The sequence below is a fragment of the Thermostichus sp. MS-CIW-38 genome, assembly GCF_054058415.1.
Map to the genome: position 1 here is coordinate 1 of NZ_JBSSAH010000046.1, position 23,344 is coordinate 23,344.

Consider the following 23,344-nt stretch of genomic DNA (forward strand, 5'->3'; position numbering starts at 1 on the left):
GTCAGGACGTGGGTCATGGTTCTATCATAACTTCCGCATTCCTCCCGACACTGACCCTACGGGTACAGTGCGGGGCTCCTGCGATTTCTAGCTGAGCTCGCTGAAGCGTCAGAAGCGGCTAGCCGCGGTTCAGGCTATCGCGAAAGTCCGCCGGCCAGTTGAAGGCTCGCTTCTGCAGAAAGCTGCCAGCTCCCAAAGGTTCTAAAGGCCGGCAAACCCATCCAGCTGGCTCGGAGGAGAGATGGGCGTGTCAGGACAGGGATCCCACCGGCGCGAGATATTTTCCGTCTATGAGAAAGATGCCATTGGCAAACTGCACACTGTAGGTGCCCAACAGCCGCCGCTGCAGGATCACCCCTTGTTCGTGCAAGCGGATCAAATGGGCCGGGCGCAACATCGGCATTGGGTCAGCCGTTTTTAGGTAAGGAGGCATCTCCACCACTTGAACCGTTGCCCCCACTGGCAGTAAACCCTGGGCTTCAGACATAACGGGAGTCCATGTGGCAAGTGTCTCTAGCTTAGCTGAACGTAGGACGATGTATGCCCAAAACCGAACCCGAGCAGGATGACAGCATTAGGGCAGATCCCAGAGGAGCCGAACAGATTGGATCCCCGAAGAATTGTTGTAAGATTTTTATCAAGCACGAGGATTCAACGAGATAAAAAGGTAACATCTTGCAAGGTGAGTTGGTTTTTCCCACAAAGAAAAAGCAGTCGGCCTTTCGGGGTGCTGCCAACTGATCGCCAATTTGCTACCATACCATGAACTCTTGGTACCCATTTTTTGTGTCCTTGGATACGGAAACCTCATTTGCCGAGGCAATTTAGGGGTTCTCTTGTCCTGGAGCTGTGGGCGCAGGGCTTAGCAAGCTCGCCTTCGGCCTACGCACCAGCCAGCTCTTTGCCGAAATTCTGTAGAAGTGTTAAGAATAGTTACATTGGTTTGCTATCTTCTCAGTTTTCATACTCGTCCTTACTTCAGCGCTGCGAAACGACCATGCTAGATCCCATTCCCCCCCCAGCCCTTGAGGAATATCTATTGGAAACGGGCATTATCGACCGTTCTCAACTGAGCCTGGCCAAGAAGCTGCAGCATCGCCAGCAAGGGCCGTTGCTGATGATCCTTTTGGAGTTGAGTTTCATCGATCTGGAGCAGCTCAGCCGCCTTTTGGATTTGGGCCGCGCCTACCCTTTTGATCATGCTGCAAACGCTGGATAGTCTTCAGCCCAACTGGCAACAGGCTCTGGCTCGGTGGTTCGCTGCTGAGCAGGGATCCCTGCTGCTGAAAAGCTGTGGGGGCCAGGATCTGGCGAAGCTGCGCAGTGTTTTGCAACAGATCTGTTCTCCTGTCCAGTCTGTTACGTTGCTAACAGAAGACTTGGAGGTGGTGGCCGGCCCATTGACGCTCCAAAGCTGGGATCCTCAAGCGACGGGCCATTTTGCCCACCTTTATCTGGAGCGTTCCGCCTCTAGCTCACACATGAGTCGTTTGGCGGCTATTGTTGCTCGGTTGCGCGCTCCCGACGGGTGTCCTTGGGATCGGGCCCAAACTCCAGAGTCTCTTACCCCCTACATTCTCGAAGAAGCGTATGAGACGGTAGCTGCCATTCGAGCCGGGGATCCGGCAGCAATTGCCGAAGAGCTGGGGGATTTGTTGTTGCAGGTGGTGTTGCAGTCTCAGATCTTTGCCGAGCAGAACCACTTTGATCTGGAAGCTGTGGCTGCGGGAATTGCCGATAAGCTCATCCGCCGTCACCCCCATGTGTTTGGGGATGCTGTGATGGCAGATCTTCCGGAGTTGCACCGCTCTTGGGAACAGATCAAGCAAAGGGAGCGACCGGATCAAAGCCTTGGCCAAAAACTGCTGCACTATGCCCAAAGTTTGCCTCCCCTAATGGCTGCCCTGAAAATTTCCTGCAAAGTGGTGGGGGCAGGGTTTGAGTGGCCAACGGTGGAGGGGATCTGGGCCAAGATCCGCGAGGAAGAAGCCGAGCTGCGTCGAGAATTGGAGAGGGATCCCCCCGATCCAACTCGGCAGGAAGCCGAACTGGGGGATCTGCTTTTTGCCCTGGTCAACTTGGGCCGTTGGTATGGTTTGGATGCTGCCCAAGCTCTAACCCAAACCAACCTGCGCTTTGCTCGCCGTTTTTTGCGCATGGAAGAGCTGGCTCAGGAACCAGCGGGATCCCTGCCCGGCGATGGCATAAGCTCCCTTCTGAAAGGACGCAGTTTCCAGGAGCTGGAAGTCCTCTGGCAACAGGCCAAGCAAGAATATCCCTAGTTTGGATATGGGGTTGAGCTGGCGCTGGCTTTGAGGGGGTATCCGCCCACACAGTCTTGGGGCAAGTTCTCTTTGTAGGGTAGGAGCTGTTCTGAGCACCTGTCTCTATGTCGGCTATGTCTCCAGTTTCTTTCCTTGAGCAGGCTGGGGCTTGGATTGAATGCCTGCCCACATGCCAGAATGCAGCAAACCCCCCTCGCTATGCTCCTGTACGGGCCGGGGAGTATATTCGCTCTAAGCTGAAGGTTTCGATGATTGGGGAGGTAGGGCAGAGCTCTCGGAGATCTCAAACTCAGATAAAGTTTCAAAGCTCCCCGGCAGAGGATACAGCTACCTCCTGGCTTTGATTCGAGAGCAGTTTGGGTTACCTGATCTCAAGGCTCGGCTGCCTGTGATAAAACTCCTTGCCCGTCATTTGGCCAACCTGTGCAAATTCAGATCCGCCATCTCATCGAATATCGCTACAGTCGTCCAGTCCAACTGGAGCCCCACACGGTGCGATTGCGACCGCGCTGCGACGGGATCCAAACTCTCCTGGCTTTTGAGTTGCAGGTGGATCCGCAGCCGGTGGGCCAATCGGCGCTGGTGGAGCTGGAGGGCAACGCGGCGGTTCGGCTCTGGTTTGGGGATCCCACCGAGCACTTGCGCATTCAAACTCAGGCCACGGTGCTCACCCTGCGGCAGAATCCCTTCGACTATCTCCTCTGCGATTGGGCCACCCATCTCCCCATCGACTATCCCAGCACGCTGGCAGCTCAACTACAGCCTTATCTGACGGCTCAGGCGGATCCCGGCATCCAGGCCTTGGCCTGGGAGCTATGGGATCACGTGCAGGGGGAAACGACAGCTTTTCTGCCGGCGCTGAACCAGCGCATCTATTCAGAATGCCGCCACATCTTGCGGGAAAAGGGGGATCCCTGGCCTGCCGGCTTGACCTGGCATCGCAAAACCGGAGCCTGCCGCGATTTGGCCCTGGTGTTCATGGAGGTCTGCCGTACGGTAGGCTTGGCCGCGCGCTTTGTCAGTGGCTACCAGGTCAGCCCCTCGCAGCCTTCGGGGGAGAGCAGGGGTGGAGAACCCCCAGAGCCTGGGCGCCGTCATTTGCACGCTTGGGCGGAGGTGTACTTGCCAGGGGCCGGTTGGCGGGGCTTTGATCCCACCCAAGGGTTGGCCGTGGCCGACGGTCATGTGGCTTTGGCGGCCAGCGCTTATCCCAGAGATGCTGCCCCTCTCTACGGCCATTGGCTGGGCAGGGGCGTTCACAGCAGCATGAGCTACACCATCCACATTCAGGCGGGATCTTCCGCCCACAGCTAAGCCCAGCTTGCTGCAGACAGCCTTAGCACTTCACCAAAAGTGCGGAGCTGAAGTTGTAGAGCGTCAACTTGGCCGGATCCCAAAGCGGAAATTTGAGATAGCATAGCCTAGCCCAGATCTTGAGAATTTGCCGAGGGATCCCGTTGACCCAGTCTATTGATGTCCCCACCAGCGTTGATACGTTTTTGCAGGAGTTGGCCGCCATTCAGCAAGTTGGGCCGAAGCGAGTGGCCATCCTGGGCAGCCGTCATGTGCCCATTACCCATCAGTATTTGATCGAGACCCTCAGTTATGCCCTGGCCCTTACCGGCAATCAGATCCTCACCTCTGGGGCCATTGGCACCAACTTGGCCGTCATTCGGGGGGCGATGCGGGCGGACATGAAGTCCTTGACGGTGATCTTGCCGCAGAGTTTGGAGCGACAGCCGGCAGAGTCGCGGGCCAGCCTGGAGCAGGTGCTGCATCTGGTGGAGCATCCGGAAAACGACCATCTTCCCTTGGCGGAGGCCAGCCGCCTGTGCAACCTGGAGATCATCAGCAAGTGCCAGCAGTTGATCTGCTTTGTCTTCCACGACAGCGTCACGCTGCTGGATGCCTGCAAGCATGCTGAGGAACAACACAAGTTGGTCACTCTCTTCTATTTCGACTGATTTGCCCTTCTACTTTCTTCCTCGGTATTGAGCTTGCGGCAGGGGGAAGTGTTCTTGTAGCCAGGCTTCAGCTTCTGCCGGGGTGGTGAGTTCGCCGTTCAGGGTGAGGCAACGCAGTTGCTCCAAAATGGCTTGGAAGGGGCGACCTGGCTTATAACCCAGACGACGCAGATCGTGGCCGTTGAGCAGCGGCTTTACCCAGTACCACTCCTGCAAATAGCGCCAGATCAGCCGCCGGGCCGGCTTGGGGGCGATCCCAGCCAACAAAATCACCGCCGGGATCCGCAGCCCCTGCAGCAGTTGCACCACCTGGGCCGGAGAGAGGGTGCCGGGATCCAATTGGGCCAACAGGGTTTGGTAATAGGAGGAATGGCTGAGGCGTTCGATGCCTGCTTGGGTGAGGTGGAGTTGGCTGGCCACCTGGGGGGCTTGGGGCAGCGTGAGGAGGAGAGCCTCTAGGCGCAGTTGCCAGATCTCCTGGGATCCCAGCTCAGGATAGCGGCGGCGAAAGTGATAAGCCCAGCGGCCCACCCGTTGCAACCGCCGGCACAGGGAGGGATCCCACTCCAGGTCGGGGTGAATACAGCGCAAAGCCCCCCATTCTGCCAGCCGCTCAAAGGCTTGGGGCCAATCGCGGGATCCGAGAATGTAGGCCAGCTCCTGCTTGAGGCGATCCCCGCCGACGGCATCGTGCAGACCACTGGCCACGGCAGCGCGGATCCATTTTTCTGTGGTCGAGTCCAGGGCGAAGCCCAAGCGCACCGCAAAGCGCACCGCCCGATAAATGCGGGTGGGATCCTCGATGAAGCTGTTGGGGTGCAATGCCCGGATGATCCCCTGTTGCAGATCTGCTTGTCCGCCGAAAAAATCCAGCACCTGTCCTCGCTGGGGGCCGTTGAGGCGCAAGGCCAAGGCGTTGATGGAAAAATCCCGCCGATAGAGGTCTTGCTGAATGGATCCCATGGCCACTTCGGGGGGAGAGGCCGGGTAGGGATAAAACTCCGTGCGGGCGCTGGCGATATCCACACAAAAGCCTCCTGGCCAGATCAAGGCCGCCGTTTGGAATTTGCCGTGGATCTCCAGCCGCGCTTCTGGGAAGTGCTGTTTGAGCGCTTGTCCCAAAATCAAGCCCCAGCCCGGGGGATCGATCCCATCCAGGGCCGGAGAGTAGGGCCCATCCACCACCAAGTCCAGATCCAGCCGCTCCAGGTTGGGTGAGGGCTGCCGTCCCCACCGATGCAGCAGCAGATCCCGCACCGTTCCCCCTACCAGATACAACCTCAGGCCCTTTTCATCGGCGAGGCGGGCGGCCTGCTCCAGCAACTGTCGATGCCGCTCCGAAAGAGCGGCGAAGGTGAGATCCAAAGGGCAGGAAAGGGTGGGCAAAGCCAACTGCGGTGAGAGGGCCGGCAACTCGTGTAGGTGCCGCAACACATCGGTGCGAGTTACAATGCCCACCAACTGTCCATCCTGGAGAACCGGCAGGCGGCCAATATCCCACTGCACCATCAACCGCTGAATCTCCGCCAAGGGGGTGTCGGGGGAGAGGGTTTTCACGTCGGTGGTCATGTAGCCCTTGACGGGGGCATGGCCAAACCCGTGATGCAGGGCGATATCGATATCCCGCCGCGAGATCACCCCCACCAGGCGACCTTGAGCGTCCACCACCACCAGGCCGGAATGGCCGTAGCGCAGCAGCACCCGCTGGGCCTCGTCGATGGTGATCTCCGGTCGGATGGTGCGCACCGGAGCCGACATCAAATCTTTGGCCGTCACCGGGGGCGGGATCCGCTCTTGGACAGCCTGCCTGAGGGCCGCCATGACTTGGGCCGGGTCGGGCAAAGGCTGCTCTGGGCTGGCTTTTAACGTGGCTGCTGCAGCACAATCGTGTCCACCGCCGCCGTAGAGGGCCATCACCCTGCCCAACTGGGCAAACTCCTGCCGCGCCCGCCCGATCAGGCTGAGCCGCTCCCCCTGCCGCGCCACCAAGAGCAGCACATCCACTCCCGTCAGATCCATCAGCCGCATCACCAGGCCGGCCAAGCCGGGCACAAACTCCGGCAGCTCCAGCAGCCATTCTCCCAGGCGATACTCCCCCACCTGCTGCACCTGCATCTGGGCCAACCCCTGGCTGAGCAGCTCGCGCATCTCTGGGGTGAGGCCATCCCCCAAAAAGCGCCGCAACAAGACCAGGTTCACCCCCTGATCCAACAGCCAGCTCAGGGCAGCAGCATCGCGGGCGGTGGTCTCCGGGAAGGTCAGGGATCCCGTATCCATGTGAATGCCCAAAGCCAGCGCCAGCCGCTCAAAAGGGCTGAGAGGGATCCCAGCAGCCTGCAGCCGCTCCACCAGCAAGGTACAGGTGGCCCCCACGGCCTCGATATGACAGTTCACCTGCTGCTGCGGCCAAAAGCCATCCGGTGGGGTTTCCGGATCCCTGAGGTGATGGTCGAAAATCTCGATTTGGGTGCCGGGGACGCTCAACCAAGCGGCAGCTTTTCCCAAGCGATCCGGATCGTGACAATCCACCACAATCCACCGCTGCACCTGTCCCGGATCCACAGAGCGCAGCTCGATGAGGGGAAATTCATCTCGGTACAAGGCCAAAAACTCCTGCACCCCCGGCAGGGATCCCCCGGTCAAGGCGATGCGGGCACCCGGATACAGGCGCGCCGCTCCCACCGCCGCCCCCAGGGTGTCGAAATCCGCCGATTGATGGCACAGGATCAGATCCATTGCGGCAAGAGTTGTCGTTTTCCCCCCTTCCATCCTGGCCTAAGCCGGGATCCCTCTTGTTGGAATCGGACAAGAAGAAATGAAGGGCTGCTCAACTCCGAGGGGCAAGTGGAAACCTTGAAGTTTCGGGATGCGTGTCGAGTTTTGATCAAAAAATGGGGTCTTTAACCCCGTCCTACGGCTATGCAGAAGCAGGCCAGTAGCGTGGGGAGTTATGTCCACAAGGAGCTTTTACAGCGTCGTCAGCTCCTTTTCTTTTTCTGCCAGCAGCTCATCGATCTTCTTAATGTAGCGGTCAGTTAGTTTCTGGATGGCATCCTGCAAGCTTTTGGACTCATCTTCAGACAGCTCGCCGTTTTTCTCCCGCTTGCGCACCGAGTCGATGCCATCCCGCCGGATGTTGCGGATCGAGACTCGCCCCTCTTCGGCCAGCTTGGCCACCTGTTTGCTCAGCTCTTTGCGCCGCTCTTCTGTCAGGGGGGGAATGGTGAGCCGCACCACCTTGCCGTCGTTGCTGGGGGTTAGACCTAGGTCAGAGGCAACAATGGCCCGCTCAATGGCCGCCAGGGTCGAGGGATCAAAGGGCTGGATCAAGAGAGTGCTGGAGTCTGGCGTGGTGAGGCTGGCCAGGGCCTTGAGGGGAGTGGGCACGCCGTAGTACTCCACCTGAATGCGATCCAGCAGGCTGGAATTGGCCCGCCCGGTGCGTACCGTATTAAAGGAGCGCTGTGTGGCTTGCACAGCTTTGTTCATCAACTCCTCAATCTCAGCTAGCTCCACGGGGTTTTCCTCGCTTTCAAAATCAGTTTCCAGATATCAGGCTCTGGCAGCAAACCTGGCTCCTCTACGGTGAGCCTGACCTCAATTTTACTGCCTTGTCTTAGGATCCCGTTCCCCAAAGCTGCACCTGCAGCTGGCGAATTTCCGCAAAATGCCCCCCAGTGGGATAGTACGAGCTCAAAGCTTTTCTTAGACTGGTATAGGCTTTACTGCACAATACAGGCACGACGAAGTTTTATGCCCTCTCGTCAAGTTTGTTCTTCAACGGCCCTAGCCTGGCTGATCGGCAGCTTGAGTCTCTTGGGTTTTGGAGCGGCTGCGGCAGCCTTAGAGCTGCAGATTGTCTCCCCCAACGCCTATAAAGTGCCCTACCTGGGAATTGATGGTGTTTTCACTCTGGATACGTCCCTGGAACAATCGGCCAACGATCCGCGCAATCCGAAGCGGGTGAAGTTCGAGAAGATGGAGTTCTTCTCCTTCTACGCCGATCTGGAGGGGAAAAAGCCCCTGGCGGAAAATTGTCGCTACGCCTATCGGGGGGCTGCGCCGGATCCCTTCTACTACCCTGAGCGCTCCTTAAGTTCCATCTGGGATTTGTTTCAGTTGCGGCCTGGAGCAGACGCCAGTTGCGAGACCTTCACCTATGTGATTCTGCGGGCACCCCACGGGGATCCGGTGCACATGCACCTGCGCTACGGAGGCCGCAACAGCAGCTTCCAGGAACTTCTGAACATCAGCACTCTGCCGGAGGATCCTGCCAACTTCAACCCCTGGTGGAGCACCTACTGCGCGGAGGGGGTAACCGGCTGCGATTGATGGGCTGGGCGGCTCACAACTCCTGCCGGGCTTCCAGGGCACGGGCCAGGGTGACCTCGTCGGCGTATTCCAGCTCGGATCCCATGGGCAGGCCGAAGGCCAGGCGGGTCATGCGCAAGGTGGGGGCAACCGGCTTCAGGTAATCCTTGACCACGTGCATGGTTACTTCCCCCTCTACGCTGGGGCTGATGGCAAAGATCAGCTCCTGCGGTTTTTCCCGTGCCACCCGAGCCACCAGCTCGCGGATGTGCAGTTGATCGACCCCGATCCCGTTCATGGGGGAGATGAGGCCGCCCAAAACGTGGTAGAGCCCCTTGAACTCGCGGGTGCGCTCCATCGCAATCAAGTCTTTGACGTCGGCCACCACGCACCACAGCAAGGGATCCCGCTGTGGCGAACGGCAAATCTCACAGGGATCCTCCGCCGACCAGTTGAAGCAGATGGAACAGTGCCGAACGGTTTGCTTGGCTTCCAGCAGGGCTTTGGCCAGGGCCTCGATCTCGCCGGCAGGCCGGTTGATCAAGTGGAGAGCTAGGCGCTGAGCGGTTTTGGAGCCAATGCCGGGCAGCCGTTGCAGCTCTTCGATGAGGCGAGCCAAGGGGCGAGTGTACATACAGAGTTAAGCAAGCGGGGTTAAGCAAGTGGGGCTCAACCCAGTCCCAACCCCGGCAGACTGATGTTTCCGGTCAGCTCTTCCATGCGTTTGCGCATCGTCTCGGCAGATTGGGTGTAGGCGTTCACCATCGCCGTCAGGAGCAAGTCCTCTACCACATCCACCGACTCCTGGAGAATCTGGGGATCCAGAGAGACCTTAAGGGGTTCTTGGTTGCCGTTTACCGTCACTTTCACCAGCCCATTGCCGGCTTCGCCGACGATCTCCATCTCCTCTAGCTCTTTTTGCAGCCTTTGAGCGCCATCGCGCACCTCTTGGGCTTTCTTGAGCGCTTCTTGGATTTTGCCGAAGGGGCCAAAGCCTCGAGTCATGGGATCCTCTCTTGGGTTATCCAGATACTGCTGTTCTACTCTACCCGTTTCCCCATCGCCGGTGAAAGCACTCGCAAGTCTGGGCAGAGGTGCTCCGCACCGCTAAGGCGACCGGCCTTCCTTAGGTTGCCCTTAACTCTGGCAGATTATCCTCACAAGAGAAGCCGAAGATCGACCCAGAAACTCCATCTGCTCATCAGCGTTTGCTGTCCGGAGGTGCCATGGCCCAACTGTTGCAGGATCCCCGATCTCAAGTAGCCCAGCCCAGTTCAACTCGGGTGGAGCCTTCTCCCTGGCGTTGGCGGCGCTGGATCCCGGAGCGTTGGTATGTGCATTTGGGCCTGGTGCTGGCCTGCTTGGTTCTGGGATTTCCGGTGTTGTACGCCCTGCTCGTGAGCACCCAGAACAATGCCGAGGTGTTCCGCTATCAATTGACCTTTGGCTCCTCTTTTGCCTTCAACTGGCATCAGGTGATGGTGGCGCGGCACTTGGGCCACTACATGGTCAACAGCACCATCGTGGCGGTGGCAATCACGGTGGGCAAGACGGTTTTGTCGCTGCTAGCCGGGCTGGCCTTTGTGTACTTCCGCTTTCCCGGCAAAGGGCTGGCCTTCGGCTTTGTGCTGATCACGCTGATGATGCCCACCGAAATCTTGATTATTGCCCTGCTGCGATTGGTCACCAAGTTGGGCTGGGGATCCACCTACTACGCTTTAATCGTGCCCTTTCTGGCCAGCGCCACGGCCACGTTTTTGTTCCGCCAGCATTTTTCCAACATTCCCCGCGAGCTGGCGGAGGCGGCCCAACTGGACGGGGCCAACCCGCTGCAATTTCTCACCCAGGTGCTGATCCCCTTGAGCTGGAACGCCATCGGGGCGCAGGCGGTGATTCACTTCGTTTACGCTTGGAATATGTACCTGTGGCCCCGCTTGATCGTGCAAGGCCGAGAGCGACAAGTGGTGCAGGTGGGGCTGCAATCCCTGCTCAATCTGGATAGCTCGGCCTCCTATGGCCCCATGATGCTGGGGGCGATCATCGCCAGTATCCCGCCGCTGCTGGTGTTTATTGCGCTGCAGAAGCCCTTCATGAGCGGGTTAGCCCTCAATCGCGACAAGTAAGCCCTTAGGTTCCCTTTCATGCCCAGAGATCTACGCCGTTTTATTGCTCTGCTGGAATCCCGTGGTCAGCTCCGCCGCATTTCGGCAGAAGTGGATCCGGATCTGGAAATTGCCGAGATTGCCGATCGCCTCTTGGCCTGCGGGGGGCCGGCGCTGCTGTTTGAGCGGGTGAAGGGATCCCGTATGCCGCTGTTGATCAATGTTTTGGGCACGGTGGAGCGCATCTGCTGGGCGATGGGGATGGAGCAGCCGCAGGAGCTGGAGACCTTGGGGAAAAAATTGGCCTTGCTCTACCAGCCACGGCCCCCCAAAACCTTTGCCCAGGCGGTGGAGTTGGGACAAGCTCTGTTTAGCGTACTCAAAGCTAAACCCAGCCGGGATCTGATCCCTCCCTGTCAGCAGGTGGTGCTGCGGGGAGAGGAAGTGGATCTCACCCAATTGCCCCTGTTGCGGGTCTACCCCGGCGATGCCGGACGGGTGCTGACCTTGGGCCTGATGGTCACCAAAGACCCGGAAAACGGGATCCCCAACGTGGGGGTGTACCGCCTGCAGTTGCAAAGCCGCAACACCATGACGGTGCAATGGCTGTCGGTGCGGGGGGCGACTCGGCATCTGCGCAAAGCGGCGGCCCTGGGCCAAAAGTTGGAGGTGGCGGTGGCGGTGGGGGTGGATCCGGTGGTGATTCTGGCGGCGGCCACACCCCTGCCGGTGGATCTGTCGGAGTGGCTGTTTGCCGGTCTCTATGCCGGAGAAGGGTTGCACCTGGCCCAGTGCAAAACGGTGGATCTGCAGGTGCCGGCCCATGCTGAGATCGTTCTGGAAGGCAGCATCACCCCTGGGGAAGTGGCCCCCGATGGGCCTGCCGGAGATCACATCGGCTACTACGGCCCCCGCAACGAGCAGGCTCCTCTGATTCGCTTCCACTGCCTGACCCACCGCCGGGATCCCATCTATCTCACCACCTTCAGCGGCAAGCCCCCCAAAGAAAACGACATGATGGCGCTGGCCCTGAACCGCATCTACACCCCCATCCTCAGGCAGCAGGTGCCGGAGATTGTAGATTTCTTTTTGCCGATGGAGGCGCTGGGCTACAAAGCAGCCATCCTCTCCATCGACAAGGCCTACCCTGGCCAGGCGCGGCGGGCGGCTTTGGCTTTTTGGAGCGCCCTGCCCCAATTTAGCTACACCAAGTTTGTGATCGTGGTGGACAAGGATATCAATGTGCGGGATCCACGGCAGGTGCTCTGGTGCCTGTGCTCGCGGGTGGATCCGCAGCGGGATGTGTTTATTCTGGCGGACAACCCCTTTGACACCTTGGACTTTGCCACCGAAAAACGGGGTCTGGGGGGCAAGATGGGCATTGATGCCACCACCAAAATTCCCCCAGAAACCGATGCTCCCTGGCGGGATCCCCTCACTCCGGATCCAGAAGTAGCCCGCCTGGTGGATCGCCGCTGGGCGGAGTACGGCTTGGCGGATCTCAATTGGCAGCCGGCGGATCCCCGCCTGTTTGGATACGATCTCTAGGCCCGCAGGGCCTCAATGGGATCCAGTTGCGCCGCTTTGCGGGCCGGGAAAATGCCAAAGACTAGCCCAATCCCAGTGGACAGGGAGAACGCCACTCCCACTGCCACCCCATCGACTTGGGTGGCCAAGGGGGTGAACACCTGCACCGCCACCAGCAGGCCGCTGCTGAGGAGGATCCCGAGCACCCCCCCGGTCACGGCAATGAAAATCGCTTCGGCGGCAAACTGCTGCAAAATCTGCCGGCTATCCGCCCCAATCGCCTTGCGCAGCCCGATCTCATGGGTGCGTTCCGCAACCGAGATAAGCATCACATTCATGATCCCCACCCCTCCCACCAGCAGGGAGAGGGCCGCCGTGCCCGTCAGCAGCACCCGCAACAGGCTCAAAATCCTGGCCGACCCATCCAGGAGCACCTTTTGGTTGCGGATGATGAAGTCATCTTCTCCCACCAATTGGTGCCGCTGGCGCAGCAGGTTGCGGATTTGGAACTCGGCAGCGGGCAGATCATCCACAGAGCGGGCCGAGACGAAAATCGCCGTCAGCTCTGTGCCGTAGGGGGAACGCCGCCCGACCAACCGATTGGCCACCACGTCCACCGGCAGAAACACTCCGGCATCGCTGTTGCCAAACACCGTCGGCTTCGAGCGCAAAGTGCCGATCACCTCGAAAGGCAAATTGTTCAGTAGGACGGTCTCCCCAATAGCAGCGGCGGGATCCAGGCCGAACAACTGGCTGGCGGCATCGCTGCCCAGCACCACCACCGGGCGCTGTTCCTCGATGTCGGAGGGCAAGAGGAAGCGGCCTGCCTCGATCTCCAGGTTCAAGACCGACAAGTACTCCGGCCAAGTGCCGGTGGCCTCATAGCGGCGATCCACTCCACCTCGCACCGCGCGCACATTGGTGCCCAGGCTGGGGACGGCTGCTGACACGGCAGGCACTTCCGCAGCAATGGCTCGCACATCCTCCAAAGTGAGGGGGCGGATGTTGCCGGCATCAGCTAGGCCCAAGTTGGCCGAAAAGACGATCAGCAAGTTGGTGCCCAGAGAGCGAAATTGATCCACCGCCATCTCTTGGGCGGCGTAGCCAAATCCGGCAATGGCCACCACCGCCGCATTGCCGATGAGGATCCCGAGCATGCTCAGCCCGGTGCGCAGGCGATGTCGTCGCACCATTTGCCAGGCCATTTTGGCCGCCGTTGCCAGGCTCATGGCTGTTGCTCCGCTCTTTTAATCAAAGTCTCTAGGTTCACCCCAGGAGGCAGGGCAGTAAAGACCCGATCCCCTGCCTGCAGACCAGAGAGGATTTGGGTAACTCCACCCTGAGTGATGCCCGTTTCCACGCGGCGATAGACAGGTTGCCGGCTTTGGGGATCCAGCAGAATCACGCCTTCCTGGCTCTCCTCTCGCAGGACGGCCACCGAGGGCACCGTCAGAGCCTGAGGCTGGGGATCCCCGATGAAATCCACCGAAACAGTCATGCCGGTGCGCAAAAAGTCGGCCCCAGGCTCCGGTTCAACGAAGACCCGAAAGACGGTTACCTCTCGCACCACCACCGTAGCGGGTGCAATCCGCTTCACCCGCCCCTGCACCAGGCGGTCGGGGTAGGCCAGGGAGCGGATCTCCACCGGCTGACCCACCCGCACCTGGGCAATCTGGGCTTCTGGCACTTCTGCCCGCACCTCAATTCCCTGAGCCAGCGCCAAAATGGAACTGGAAGAAGCTGCGGTGGCATCGGAAGCTGCTGTTGTGGGAGCTACAAAGGATCCCACCTCGGCAAAGCGCTGCACCACCACACCGGAAAAGGGGGCGCGGACTTCGGTGTCAGCCAACCGGGATTGCCGTTGGGCCAGCTCGGCTTGTGCCTGGGCAATTTGGGCTTGAATTTGCTGTAGGGTTTCCGGGCGGCTCCCCAGTTGCAATCGCTCCAACTCCTGTTGAGCAGCTCGTAAATCCGCTTGCGCTTGTTCCAGGCGGGCCGAGCGTTGATCCAGCTCGCTGCGGGCTACCACCCCCGCCTGCACCAGGGCCTGGATGCGCTCTAACTCCCTCTGAGCCAAGTCCACCTGCGACCGGGCAGCATCCACCCTGGCCTGGGCCGCCGCGATCACCTGGGGGCGCTCTCCGGCCTGTTGCTCCGCTAGACGGGCTTGCAGCTCTTGAATGCGGGCTTGGGCTTGGCGAATGCCACTGGCGAGATCGCCGTAGTCCATCCGGGCCAATAACTGCCCTGCCACCACTTCATCTCCCTGATCCACCAACAGTTCCGCCAGGCGACCCGACTCGCGGGGGCTGACATTCACCTGGCGGAGCGGCTGCACCTGGCCGCTCACCCGCAGGCGTTGGGTGAGATCCACCACTTGAACCGGTACCGTCAATCTTTCCAGCCGTTCTGCCCTCTGCTGCTGCAGCTGACGCTGGATCAGGAGACCGCTGCCCCCTAGGCCGGCCAACAGCAAGCCCAAGAGCATCCAACCGAAGGGAAATCTCTTGGGGCGGGGTTTGCTCTGGGGCAGAGGCTGATCTGCAGGCCTGGGAGTAGACAGGGATCCCGTCTTGGGCTCATCGGTGTGCAGGATCACAAAAGTCTCCCGTTTGTAACAAAAGCTTTATCTTTGTCTAGCCTATTGGAAAAATGGGGGAAGCGTAAACACAGTCTCCCACCTCTTGAGCTCTATGTCGGCCAGCTCTGTACAAAAAACAGCGACGATTGTTACCATGGTTAACTGCCGGTAGCGCGGGAAGGCCATGAACGTTCGCATCAACGCTGAGGAGATCATCCGCTCCATTGAAGCTGCCCAGATGAAGCCGGATCTGCCGGAGATTCGGGTTGGGGATCAGGTACGGGTGGGAGTTCGCATTCAAGAGGGGGGCAAGGAGCGGGTACAAGCCTTTGAGGGCACGGTCATTGCCATGCGCCACTCCGGCATTAACCGCACCATCACGGTGCGCAAGGTTTTCCAGGGAATCGGTGTGGAGCGGGTTTTCCTCATTCACTCCCCGCGCATCGAGTCGATTCAGGTGCTGCGGCGGGGTAAAGTGCGTCGGGCCAAGCTGTTCTATTTGCGGGATCGGGTGGGCAAAGCCACTCGCATCAAGGCTAAGGCAGAGAGTGCGGATAGCAAGGAACAGCTTCTTTGAAAGGTGGGTGTACCTGCTACACTGGGTAAGTGGGTGTGACCCTAGGCCAATGCGTCCTTAGTTCAGTTGGTAGAACGTCGGTCTCCAAAACCGGATGTCGGGGGTTCGAGTCCTCCAGGGCGCGCTAACCATCAGACCCCCTTCTGTGGCGATGGCTTAAGGTGGAAACACCCCATCTGAGGTGGTTTTGGCGGCCATGAAGTCTGTCTCCAATGTCCTCTCGGCTCTGTTGCTGGGGCTGCTGCTTTGGTTGGGGATCCCTATCTGGCCTGGATCAGGTGTGGTGGCAACGGCAGCGAGCAACAGGGTAGATCACGAGATCGATCGACTGTTTGAGGAGGCCTTTGCGGCTACTCAGAGGGGAGATTTTGCCCGGGCGGAAACCCTGTGGACTCAACTGTTGCAGATCCAGCCGGACAACCCGGCCCTGTGGAGCAACCGGGGCAATGCCCGTGTCAGCCAGCACCAACTGCAGGCAGCTCTGGAGGATTATGCTGAGGCCATTCGTTTGGCCCCTGAGGCACCGGATCCCTATCTCAACCGAGGGGCTGCTTTGGAGGGGTTGGGGCGGTGGCAGGAAGCAATTGCCGATTATGAGCGGGTGTTGCAGTTGGATCCCAACGATGCGGCGGCCTACAACAACCGTGGCAATGCGGAAGCAGGGCTGGGCCAATGGCAACAGGCCTTGGCTGACTACCGCCGCGCTACAGAACTGGCTCCCGACTACGCCTTTGCTCAGGCCAACTATGCTCTGAGCCTCTACCAGGTGGGCGAAACAGAAGCTGCCCTGCGCTTGATGCGGGCTCTGGTGCGCAAGTACCCGAAGTTTCCAGATATGCGGGCTGCTCTCAGTGCCATTCTTTGGGCGCAGGGTCGGCAAGGAGAGGCCGAAAGTCATTGGGTGGCTGTGCAAGGACTGGATCCCCGCTACGCCGACCTGGAATGGGTGAAAACCGTCCGCCGTTGGCCACCGGCGATGGTGGCAGCTCTGGAGCGTTTCCTTTCTCTCAAGTCGTGAGGATCGGGATCGCGTCGGAGATACCCTGGGCCTTGACTCTGCGCATTGACGAAACAGTTGCTGGGGATCCCCGCAGCTAGAGCCTCAGGTTACATCCTGTCTGGGGGTATGGAGATTGCTAGATTGGGATCAAGCCGAGGGCGGATTCCAGCAGCAGGCTTAACCCAGAGCCAAGAGAGCGCAGAGGGATCCCAAAGGCTTTCAGCGAGCTGTGAAAAAAACTGTGTAAGGGATTGCTTCCTGCGACACCTTTTCGCCTTCTTCTTCGTCTGTTTCAGTCCTATCGCGGCGCGTGGTATCAACGTGAGTGCAATGGCTTGTTTCTCTCGCTCTTCTTCCTTCTTCCCTGATGGGAGAGGGAGGCTGCGAAATCACTGGAGCTGGGCAGGGCTGTTGCTCATGGTTCTGCAGCTTGGGCAACCCGCCGTGGCTCAGACGGAAACCCGAGTTTGGAGCGGAACCGGCCAAATTTTGAGCGGCCAGGGGCAGGGGGCGACGGTGCAATTGATCTTGGAAACGGGTGGCGGGCGTATCTGGAGCCAATCGGGGCCGGCTTTGGATGCACCCTTTTCCGGCGGCCATATTTCGGTAACCAGCGGCGATGGCACTTGGCAAATCCAATCGCAAGGGGATCAGTTGTTGGTCACCTTTTACCGCGGCGAGCAGATCATCCGCTGGCAACTGCGGCCCATGGGCGAGATCCCCAGCTCTTCTCCTTCTGCGCCATCCAGCTCCCTGAGCAGTGACTCCGCCCAGCCCGTAGCGTTGCCCGTCCAAGAGCTGGTGATTCCAGTACTGAAGAATTTGCCCGGCAACCCCTGAGGGATCCCTGCCCCGCCGGTTCTCGACCCATGAAACCTGGTGTGTTGGCCGCTGGGGCTATCAAACCTGTGGCCACTGGAATGGGCTGGGATGATTTTGGGGGCGGTGGGCCTGGGGATCCTATCCCATCGGCAGTTAGCCCGCCTGTTGTTTAGCTGAGCAGCGGGACACAGGGCAGGGGCAGTTGAGCCGCTGCCGCCGCATCCAGCAACCACAGCAGCCGTCCTCTGGGGTTTATGCGCTGGCAGGGTAGGTGGGCCTCGGTGGTCAGCGCCTCTTTCACGATGGGGGCTTTGTTCGCTCCGGTTACCAGGAACACCACCTGGGCTGCTTGGTTCAGAACAGGATAGGTCAAGGTTAGACGCGGCTCCTGCCCTTTTTGCCCCACTGTCACCCAGCGGTGCTGCACCTGCAGAGCGGCGGTGTCGGGAAACAAGGAAGCTGTGTGGCCGTCTTCCCCCACCCCCAGCCATACCAGGTCGAGAGAAGGGCACTCTGTACCGAAAATCTGCCGCAGGGTCGCCTCGTATTCGGCAGCATCGCGAAGGGGATCCCCCGCTTGGGTGGGCATAGGGAAAACTTGAGCCGCCGGGATCCCGATCTGCTCCAGCAAGGTTTCCCGCACCATACGGTAGTTGCTCTCAGGGTGATCCGGGGGAACATAGCGCTCGTCTCCCCAGAACAGCCAGGTTTGTTGCCAAGGGATCCCTGGGGTTTGGGCCAGGGCAGCATACAGCTTCTTGGGGGTGCTTCCCCCGGCCAAGACCACCGTAAAGCGTCCCCGCTCGCGAATGGCAGCGGCTGACCGAGCTTGCCAAATCTCGATGGCCCGTTGGATTAAGACGGGGCCCTCCGGAAAGATCTCCAACTGGAATCCCTGCATACACCGAAGCCCTACTGCCGACCTATGCTGGGTCAGCCGACCTGCACCAACACTTTACCGAAGGGATCCCCTAAGCGGGGCAAACACTAGGAAGCCACCGCCAGCTCTTTGGCTTCTGCCCGAATTTGCTCGTAGAGGGCGCGCAGCTTCAGGCCCACGATGATCTGAATCAGACCAGAGCCATTGCGGGATCCCGGGTATTCCGGGTGCTTGCGCAACAGTTCCGTCAGCTCGCCATAGTAGCGGGTGGACAAGTTGCTCAGGTGGTTCTCGATGTAGATGACCTCTTCCAGCTTGTCGAAGGTGCCGTCGATCTCCAAAATCGAGACTGGGTGATCGAAGTAGGTGGAAGGGCCGTAGTGAAGGCGGATCCCCGGGTAGGAACAGGTCAGCTTTTTGCCGCAGGGGATCCAATCAATGGTGGAGCCTTCGTCAAAGAGATAGACATGGTCGAAGTACTTCACCCCTTCTCGCTGGATCAGCCGCACCCGCAATACCTTGTGCTCTGGATCCAGCTCCGGCAACAACTGGGTGGGCAAAACCTCAATGACGGCATCGGCGTACTGCTTCTGCACATCGACATAGGCTTCAAAGTCCGGGCGGCGAGCCTCGATTGAGCGCAACACATCTTCGTAGGTGTGGCCCCGCTCGGCCATGTCCCGCTTCACCTTCCAAGCAATCTTGATCTCTGGGGCCAGATCCAAGTACACCTTAAAGTCCAGCAGCTGGCGCACCCGCTCGTCATACATGGGATGCAGCCCCTCTAGGACGATGATGCGGTTGGGCTCCACCAGCTCCGGCGGGTCAATCATCCCCGTCTCGTGGTTGTAGATGGGCTTCATCACGCTTTGGCCGTTCTTAAGCGCCTTGGCCTGCTCGTACATCAGGTCGAAGTTGTTGGCGCGGGGATCCAGCGCCGTGATGCCCTTCTCTTTGCGCTGGTAGCGATCCAAGGAGTGATAGTCATCCAGACAGATGGTGGTAATCAGATCCCGGCCAAACAGATCCCCCAGCCGGCGTAAAAAGGTGGACTTGCCACAGCCAGAATCTCCGGCGACACCAATCATCACAACACGATCAGGACTGCTTGCCATGGGAACTCCTTGGGGACGGGCAGGGCAAAACTGAGAAAAAGGCTCTAGAAAGTTACCAACTGTTACGGTCTTGCATGATACCAAATAAAGCCGTTACCTCACAACCCGCTTGTGGGCCAGAGAGGTGGGCACCCTAAGCAACAATTTAACAAAAAATCCATATTTTTGGCCGATGAGCTTGGCCGGGATTATTTTTCCGGGGTTGCCGCTCTCAGGACGGCCTGGGGGGCTGGCGAAGGTCGTCTGCTTCTCCTCTGACAAGTTCCATTTGAGCAGCCGGGCTGCTGTGGTGTTTGCTATTTTGCTATATGTAAACTCATTTCCTCCCAGTGCCAGGAGCAGATCGCAGGTATGGTTGCCAGCGCAGAAAAGCGAGAGGTTGTCGTCAATCTGTATCGTCCCAACGCCCCCTTGATCGGCCACTGCGTGGAGACCTACTCCATTGTCGGCGAAGGGGCACCCGGACTGACCAAGCACATTGTGCTCAGCTTGCCGGATCCCAACTACCGCTACCTAGAAGGGCAAAGCGTTGGCATTATCCCTCCTGGCGAAGATGCCAAGGGCAAGCCCCACAAGCCCCGCCTCTACTCGATTGCTTCCACCCGCTTTGGCGATGATGGCGAGGGGCGCACCGTCTCTTTGAGCGTGAAGCGGGCCGAATATGTCGATAGAGAGACAGGCCAGCCGGGGGTGGGGGTCTGCTCCGGCTTCCTCACCGATTTGAAGGCAGGCGACGAGGTGATGATCACGGGGCCATCGGGGAAAACCTTCCTACTGCCCGAAGATGAGAATGCCAACCTGATCTTGATCGCCACCGGCACCGGCATTGCTCCTTTTCGCGCTTTCATCAAGCACCTGTTTGAGGAGGATCCCAACTATCAGGGCAAGATCTGGCTGTTCTTTGGGGTGCCCACCACTTCCACCTTGCTCTACCACGGGGATCTGGAGGCCTGGAAAGCCCAGTACGGGGATCGCTTCCGCGTCGATTACGCCATCAGCCGCGAGCAACAAACCCCCGATGGCAAGAAAATGTACGTGCAAAACCGCATGGCCGAGTACGGCGCCGAGCTGTGGGAGATGCTGCAACAGCCCAACACCTACACCTACATCTGCGGCCTCAAGGGGATGGAGGACGGGATCAACAACGTCATGGGGCCTTTGGCGGAACAAGCCGGTCAGGATTGGAGCAAGTTCCAGAAGGAACTGAAGAAAGCAGACAGGTGGCACGAAGAAACCTACTGATCCCTGCTTGTGATCCCTGCTTGTCGGTTTGTCAGCGCCAATAGGGATCCCGTTCCTTGCTTGAGAGCACTGGCGTGGGGAGTATGTCAAAATGCTTCTATCTCCCAGCGTATGCGCTTTTTTCCCAGGAGCATCGAACCGTGGACGCGCGCTACAATCCCCAGGCCATTGAGAGCAAGTGGCAGGCCCACTGGCGTGAAATTGGGCTGGATCGCACTCCAGAGCTGAAGGACGGGAGCCGCAAATTTTATGCCCTGTCTATGTTCCCCTACCCCAGCGGCAACCTGCATATGGGGCATGTGCGCAATTACACCATCACCGATGTAATTGCCCGCCACAAGCGAATGCAGGGGTACGCAGTGCTGCACCCGATGGGCTGGGATGCCTTTGGCCTGCCGGCGGAGAATGCCGCCATCGACCGGGGGATCCCACCGGCCAAGTGGACCTACCAAAACATTGCCCAGATGCGGGATCAGTTGCAGCGGTTGGGCCTGTCCTACGACTGGGAGCGGGAGATTACCAGTTGTTCGCCGGACTACTACAAGTGGACGCAGTGGATCTTCCTGCAATTTTTGCAGGCGGGCTTGGCCTACCAGAAAGAGGCGGCGGTGAACTGGGATCCGGTGGATCAGACGGTGTTGGCCAACGAGCAGGTGGATGCGGAGGGGCGTTCCTGGAGATCCGGCGCCCTGGTGGAAAAGCGCATGCTCAAGCAGTGGTTTTTCAAAATCACCGCCTATGCCGACCAACTGCTGGCGGATCTGGAAAAGCTCTCCGGCTGGCCGGAGCGGGTGCGCACCATGCAGGAGAACTGGATCGGCCAATCGGTGGGGGCTAAGGTGATTTTCAAAACCGAGGCAGGGGACGAGCTGGCAGTGTTCACCACCCGGCCCGATACCCTCTGGGGGGCCACCTTCATGGTGATGTCGCCGGAGCACCCCTTGGTGGACAAGCTCACCACTGCCGAGCAACTGCAGGCCGTCAGAGCCTATCAAGCCCAGGCCGCTGCCCGCAGCGAGATCGAGCGCAGCGCCGAAGACCGGGAAAAGACAGGGGTTTGGACGGGATCCTACGCCATCAACCCCGTTAACCAAGAGCGGATCCCCATCTGGATTGCCGACTATGTGTTGATGGGCTACGGGACGGGGGCCATCATGGCCGTGCCTGCCCACGACCAGCGGGATTTCGAGTTTGCCCGCAAGTTCGGCCTGCCCATCAAGCGGGTGGTGCAGCCGCCGGAGGGTTCTCCGGCCTCAGCGGATCGCGCCAGCGGGACGGAGTCCTCAGAACTGCAGGCTGCCTGGACGGGGGAAGGGGTGATGATCAACTCTGGCCCCCTAGACGGGATCCCGGTGGGCAAAGGCCCAGGGCAAAGCGTGGAAAGAGCCATCGCCTGGCTGGAAGCCCAGGGGCTGGGGGAAAAGCAGATCAACTACCGCCTGCGGGATTGGCTGATCTCGCGGCAGCGCTACTGGGGTTGTCCCATCCCGGTGATCCATTGTCCCCACTGTGGCATTGTGCCGGTGCCGGAGAAGGATCTGCCGGTGCTCTTGCCGGAGGATGTGGAGCTGACGGGGCGAGGGGGATCCCCGTTGGCCCAGTTGGAGGACTGGGTGAAGGTGAAGTGCCCCACCTGTGGCGCGGAGGCTCGCCGGGAAACCGATACCATGGACACCTTTGTCTGCTCGTCGTGGTACTTCCTGCGCTTTAGCGATGCCCGCAACGACCGAGAGATCTTCCGCAAAGACCAGGTGAACGCCTGGCTGCCGGTGGATCAGTATGTGGGTGGCATTGAGCACGCCATCCTGCACCTGCTCTACTCCCGCTTTTTTACCAAGGTGTTGCGGGATCGGGGGCTGCTGGATTTTGACGAGCCGTTCTCGCGTCTGCTCACCCAGGGGATGGTGCAAGGGCGCACTTACTACAACCCCAACAAGTCCGGCAAGGATCGCTGGATCCCGGCAGCTCTGGTGCAGGATCCCAACGACCCGCGGGATCCGGAAACGGGCGAGCCCCTGCAAGTTATCTACGCTACCATGTCCAAATCCAAGGGCAACGGCGTGGATCCTGAGGAGGTGCTGGCCCACTACGGGGCGGATACGGCCCGCATGTTTATCCTCTTCAAGGCCCCGCCGGAGAAGGATCTGGAGTGGGACGATGCCGATGTGGAGGGGCAATTTCGCTTTCTCAACCGCGTCTGGCGGCAGGTGTACGAGTTTGTCGTTCGCGGTGGCGGGACGGAGTCCTGGCGGGGCAGGGTCTCAGAGCTGTTGCCGGCCAAGGTCGAGGTGGGATCCCTGACCAAGGCGGAAAAAGATCTGCGCCGGGCCATCCACACCGCCATCAAGGAAGTCAGCGAAGATCTGGAAAAGGATTATCAATTCAACACCGCCATTGCCGAGCTGATGAAGCTGAGCAATGCTCTGGGGGAGGCCGGGATCCCGGATTCGCCGGTCTATGCAGAGGGGATCCGCACGCTGGTGTTGCTGATGGCGCCTTTTGCCCCCCATATTGCGGAGGAGCTGTGGCAGGCGCTGGGGGGCGCAGACTCGGTGCATCGGCAGTCTTGGCCCAGCTATGACCCGGCAGCGCTGGTGGCCGACACGATGACCATTGTGATTCAGGTGAACGGCAAATTGCGCGGCTCGTTTGAGGCCCCTGCCGAGGTAACGCCGGAGGAGCAGGAACAGTTGGCCCTTCGGTCAGAAGCAGCGCAGAAATACCTGGAGGGGGCAACACCCAAAAAAGTGGTGGTGGTGCCGAAAAAGCTGGTTAACTTTGTCCTCTAACGGCGGGCCTGGCCAAAATGTTCCGCACTGCTGACACGAACGGGATCGGGGCTTTCACCAAATTTTCGGGCTGGAGGCCCGCACCATAGCCGCAGGCTTGGTGTCGGGAGGAAAGCCCGCCTCCTTATAGGTTTGCTGGTCAAAAGTCT

Annotated in this window: 21 protein-coding genes and 1 tRNA gene; 13 read left to right on the top strand and 9 right to left on the bottom strand. The window is 59.6% G+C overall.

What is annotated here, in order from left to right; translation table 11 throughout:
- Window positions 1-250: 250 nt before the first annotated feature.
- A complete protein-coding gene (locus tag ACVWXZ_RS12515) occupies window positions 251-487 on the bottom strand; it encodes a DUF3148 domain-containing protein (RefSeq protein ID WP_011429589.1) in 237 nt (78 codons plus the stop codon).
- A gap of 510 nt (window positions 488-997) precedes the next feature.
- Here ACVWXZ_RS12515 and ACVWXZ_RS12520 point away from each other — a divergent pair.
- From ACVWXZ_RS12520 to ACVWXZ_RS12535, 4 genes are all read left to right on the top strand, one after another.
- The gene (locus tag ACVWXZ_RS12520; RefSeq protein WP_041436895.1) at window positions 998-1,219 is read left to right on the top strand and encodes a DUF2949 domain-containing protein; all 222 of its coding nucleotides are present in this window, start codon (window positions 998-1,000) and stop codon (window positions 1,217-1,219) included.
- 262 nt (window positions 1,220-1,481) lie between these two features.
- The gene (gene mazG / locus ACVWXZ_RS12525; protein WP_457407143.1) at window positions 1,482-2,282 is read left to right on the top strand and encodes a nucleoside triphosphate pyrophosphohydrolase; all 801 of its coding nucleotides are present in this window, start codon (window positions 1,482-1,484) and stop codon (window positions 2,280-2,282) included.
- A 426-nt stretch (window positions 2,283-2,708) separates the two neighbouring features.
- Complete coding sequence (locus ACVWXZ_RS12530) at window positions 2,709-3,599, top strand: transglutaminase family protein (protein WP_457482583.1); 891 nt, start codon at window positions 2,709-2,711, stop codon at window positions 3,597-3,599.
- A gap of 143 nt (window positions 3,600-3,742) precedes the next feature.
- Entirely contained in the window at window positions 3,743-4,249 is a 507-nt protein-coding gene (locus ACVWXZ_RS12535; RefSeq protein WP_011434437.1) for a hypothetical protein, read from the top strand.
- Window positions 4,250-4,258: 9 nt separating this feature from the next.
- On the opposite strand, the gene ACVWXZ_RS12540 is transcribed toward ACVWXZ_RS12535, so the two are convergent.
- Both ACVWXZ_RS12540 and frr read right to left on the bottom strand, forming a co-directional pair.
- Entirely contained in the window at window positions 4,259-6,985 is a 2,727-nt protein-coding gene (locus ACVWXZ_RS12540; RefSeq protein ID WP_457403420.1) for a CBS domain-containing protein, read from the bottom strand.
- A 231-nt stretch (window positions 6,986-7,216) separates the two neighbouring features.
- The gene (gene frr / locus ACVWXZ_RS12545; RefSeq protein ID WP_011429597.1) at window positions 7,217-7,765 is read right to left on the bottom strand and encodes a ribosome recycling factor; all 549 of its coding nucleotides are present in this window, start codon (window positions 7,763-7,765) and stop codon (window positions 7,217-7,219) included.
- 237 nt (window positions 7,766-8,002) lie between these two features.
- Between frr and ACVWXZ_RS12550 the strand changes: the two genes are divergently transcribed.
- On the top strand, window positions 8,003-8,581 hold the full coding sequence (locus ACVWXZ_RS12550) for a hypothetical protein (protein WP_457403421.1): 579 nt from the start codon (window positions 8,003-8,005) through the stop codon (window positions 8,579-8,581).
- Between the two features lie 13 nt (window positions 8,582-8,594).
- Here the strand turns inward: ACVWXZ_RS12550 and recR are convergent, their stop codons facing one another.
- Both recR and ACVWXZ_RS12560 read right to left on the bottom strand, forming a co-directional pair.
- The gene (gene recR, locus ACVWXZ_RS12555) at window positions 8,595-9,194 is read right to left on the bottom strand and encodes a recombination mediator RecR (RefSeq protein ID WP_414374697.1); all 600 of its coding nucleotides are present in this window, start codon (window positions 9,192-9,194) and stop codon (window positions 8,595-8,597) included.
- Window positions 9,195-9,229: 35 nt separating this feature from the next.
- Window positions 9,230-9,565: a YbaB/EbfC family nucleoid-associated protein gene (locus ACVWXZ_RS12560; RefSeq protein ID WP_414344527.1), complete on the bottom strand. Its 336-nt coding sequence runs from the start codon at window positions 9,563-9,565 to the stop codon at window positions 9,230-9,232.
- 221 nt (window positions 9,566-9,786) lie between these two features.
- Here ACVWXZ_RS12560 and ACVWXZ_RS12565 point away from each other — a divergent pair, with 221 nt between their 5' ends.
- Window positions 9,787-10,683 (top strand): carbohydrate ABC transporter permease, encoded by an 897-nt coding sequence (locus ACVWXZ_RS12565; protein ID WP_457482584.1) that lies wholly within the window; start codon window positions 9,787-9,789, stop codon window positions 10,681-10,683.
- An 18-nt stretch (window positions 10,684-10,701) separates the two neighbouring features.
- On the top strand, window positions 10,702-12,210 hold the full coding sequence (locus ACVWXZ_RS12570; RefSeq protein ID WP_457439841.1) for a UbiD family decarboxylase: 1,509 nt from the start codon (window positions 10,702-10,704) through the stop codon (window positions 12,208-12,210).
- Here ACVWXZ_RS12570 and ACVWXZ_RS12575 read toward each other — a convergent pair.
- Both ACVWXZ_RS12575 and ACVWXZ_RS12580 read right to left on the bottom strand, forming a co-directional pair.
- A complete protein-coding gene (locus ACVWXZ_RS12575) occupies window positions 12,207-13,418 on the bottom strand; it encodes an ABC transporter permease (RefSeq protein ID WP_414406396.1) in 1,212 nt (403 codons plus the stop codon). The genes ACVWXZ_RS12570 and ACVWXZ_RS12575 overlap by 4 nt on opposite strands.
- Window positions 13,415-14,788, bottom strand: a complete 1,374-nt coding sequence (locus ACVWXZ_RS12580) for an efflux RND transporter periplasmic adaptor subunit (RefSeq protein ID WP_457482585.1) — start codon at window positions 14,786-14,788, stop codon at window positions 13,415-13,417. Before ACVWXZ_RS12580 ends, ACVWXZ_RS12575 begins: the two co-directional genes overlap by 4 nt.
- 166 nt (window positions 14,789-14,954) lie before the next feature.
- Between ACVWXZ_RS12580 and rplS the strand changes: the two genes are divergently transcribed.
- The 4 genes from rplS to ACVWXZ_RS12600 all read left to right on the top strand — a co-directional run bounded on the left by rplS (window position 14,955) and on the right by ACVWXZ_RS12600 (window position 17,187).
- Window positions 14,955-15,347, top strand: coding sequence for a 50S ribosomal protein L19 (rplS, locus tag ACVWXZ_RS12585; protein WP_457482586.1), 393 nt, complete (start codon window positions 14,955-14,957; stop codon window positions 15,345-15,347).
- Window positions 15,348-15,398: 51 nt separating this feature from the next.
- A tRNA-Trp gene (locus ACVWXZ_RS12590) sits at window positions 15,399-15,471 on the top strand.
- Between the two features lie 72 nt (window positions 15,472-15,543).
- Window positions 15,544-16,365: a tetratricopeptide repeat protein gene (locus tag ACVWXZ_RS12595; RefSeq protein WP_457482587.1), complete on the top strand. Its 822-nt coding sequence runs from the start codon at window positions 15,544-15,546 to the stop codon at window positions 16,363-16,365.
- A gap of 399 nt (window positions 16,366-16,764) precedes the next feature.
- The gene (locus tag ACVWXZ_RS12600) at window positions 16,765-17,187 is read left to right on the top strand and encodes a hypothetical protein (protein WP_414344534.1); all 423 of its coding nucleotides are present in this window, start codon (window positions 16,765-16,767) and stop codon (window positions 17,185-17,187) included.
- 151 nt (window positions 17,188-17,338) lie between these two features.
- Here ACVWXZ_RS12600 and pgl read toward each other — a convergent pair whose 3' ends face one another.
- Window positions 17,339-18,070, bottom strand: coding sequence for a 6-phosphogluconolactonase (gene pgl, locus ACVWXZ_RS12605; protein WP_457387387.1), 732 nt, complete (start codon window positions 18,068-18,070; stop codon window positions 17,339-17,341).
- Between the two features lie 86 nt (window positions 18,071-18,156).
- Window positions 18,157-19,164, bottom strand: coding sequence for a phosphoribulokinase (locus ACVWXZ_RS12610; protein WP_457482588.1), 1,008 nt, complete (start codon window positions 19,162-19,164; stop codon window positions 18,157-18,159).
- Window positions 19,165-19,515: 351 nt separating this feature from the next.
- Between ACVWXZ_RS12610 and ACVWXZ_RS12615 the strand changes: the two genes are divergently transcribed.
- Window positions 19,516-20,406 carry a ferredoxin reductase domain-containing protein gene (locus ACVWXZ_RS12615; RefSeq protein ID WP_011434421.1) on the top strand — a complete coding sequence of 297 codons (891 nt, stop codon included), beginning with the start codon at window positions 19,516-19,518 and terminating at the stop codon, window positions 20,404-20,406.
- A 140-nt stretch (window positions 20,407-20,546) separates the two neighbouring features.
- Window positions 20,547-23,195 carry a leucine--tRNA ligase gene (gene leuS / locus ACVWXZ_RS12620; RefSeq protein WP_457482589.1) on the top strand — a complete coding sequence of 883 codons (2,649 nt, stop codon included), beginning with the start codon at window positions 20,547-20,549 and terminating at the stop codon, window positions 23,193-23,195.
- Window positions 23,196-23,344: the final 149 nt, after the last annotated feature.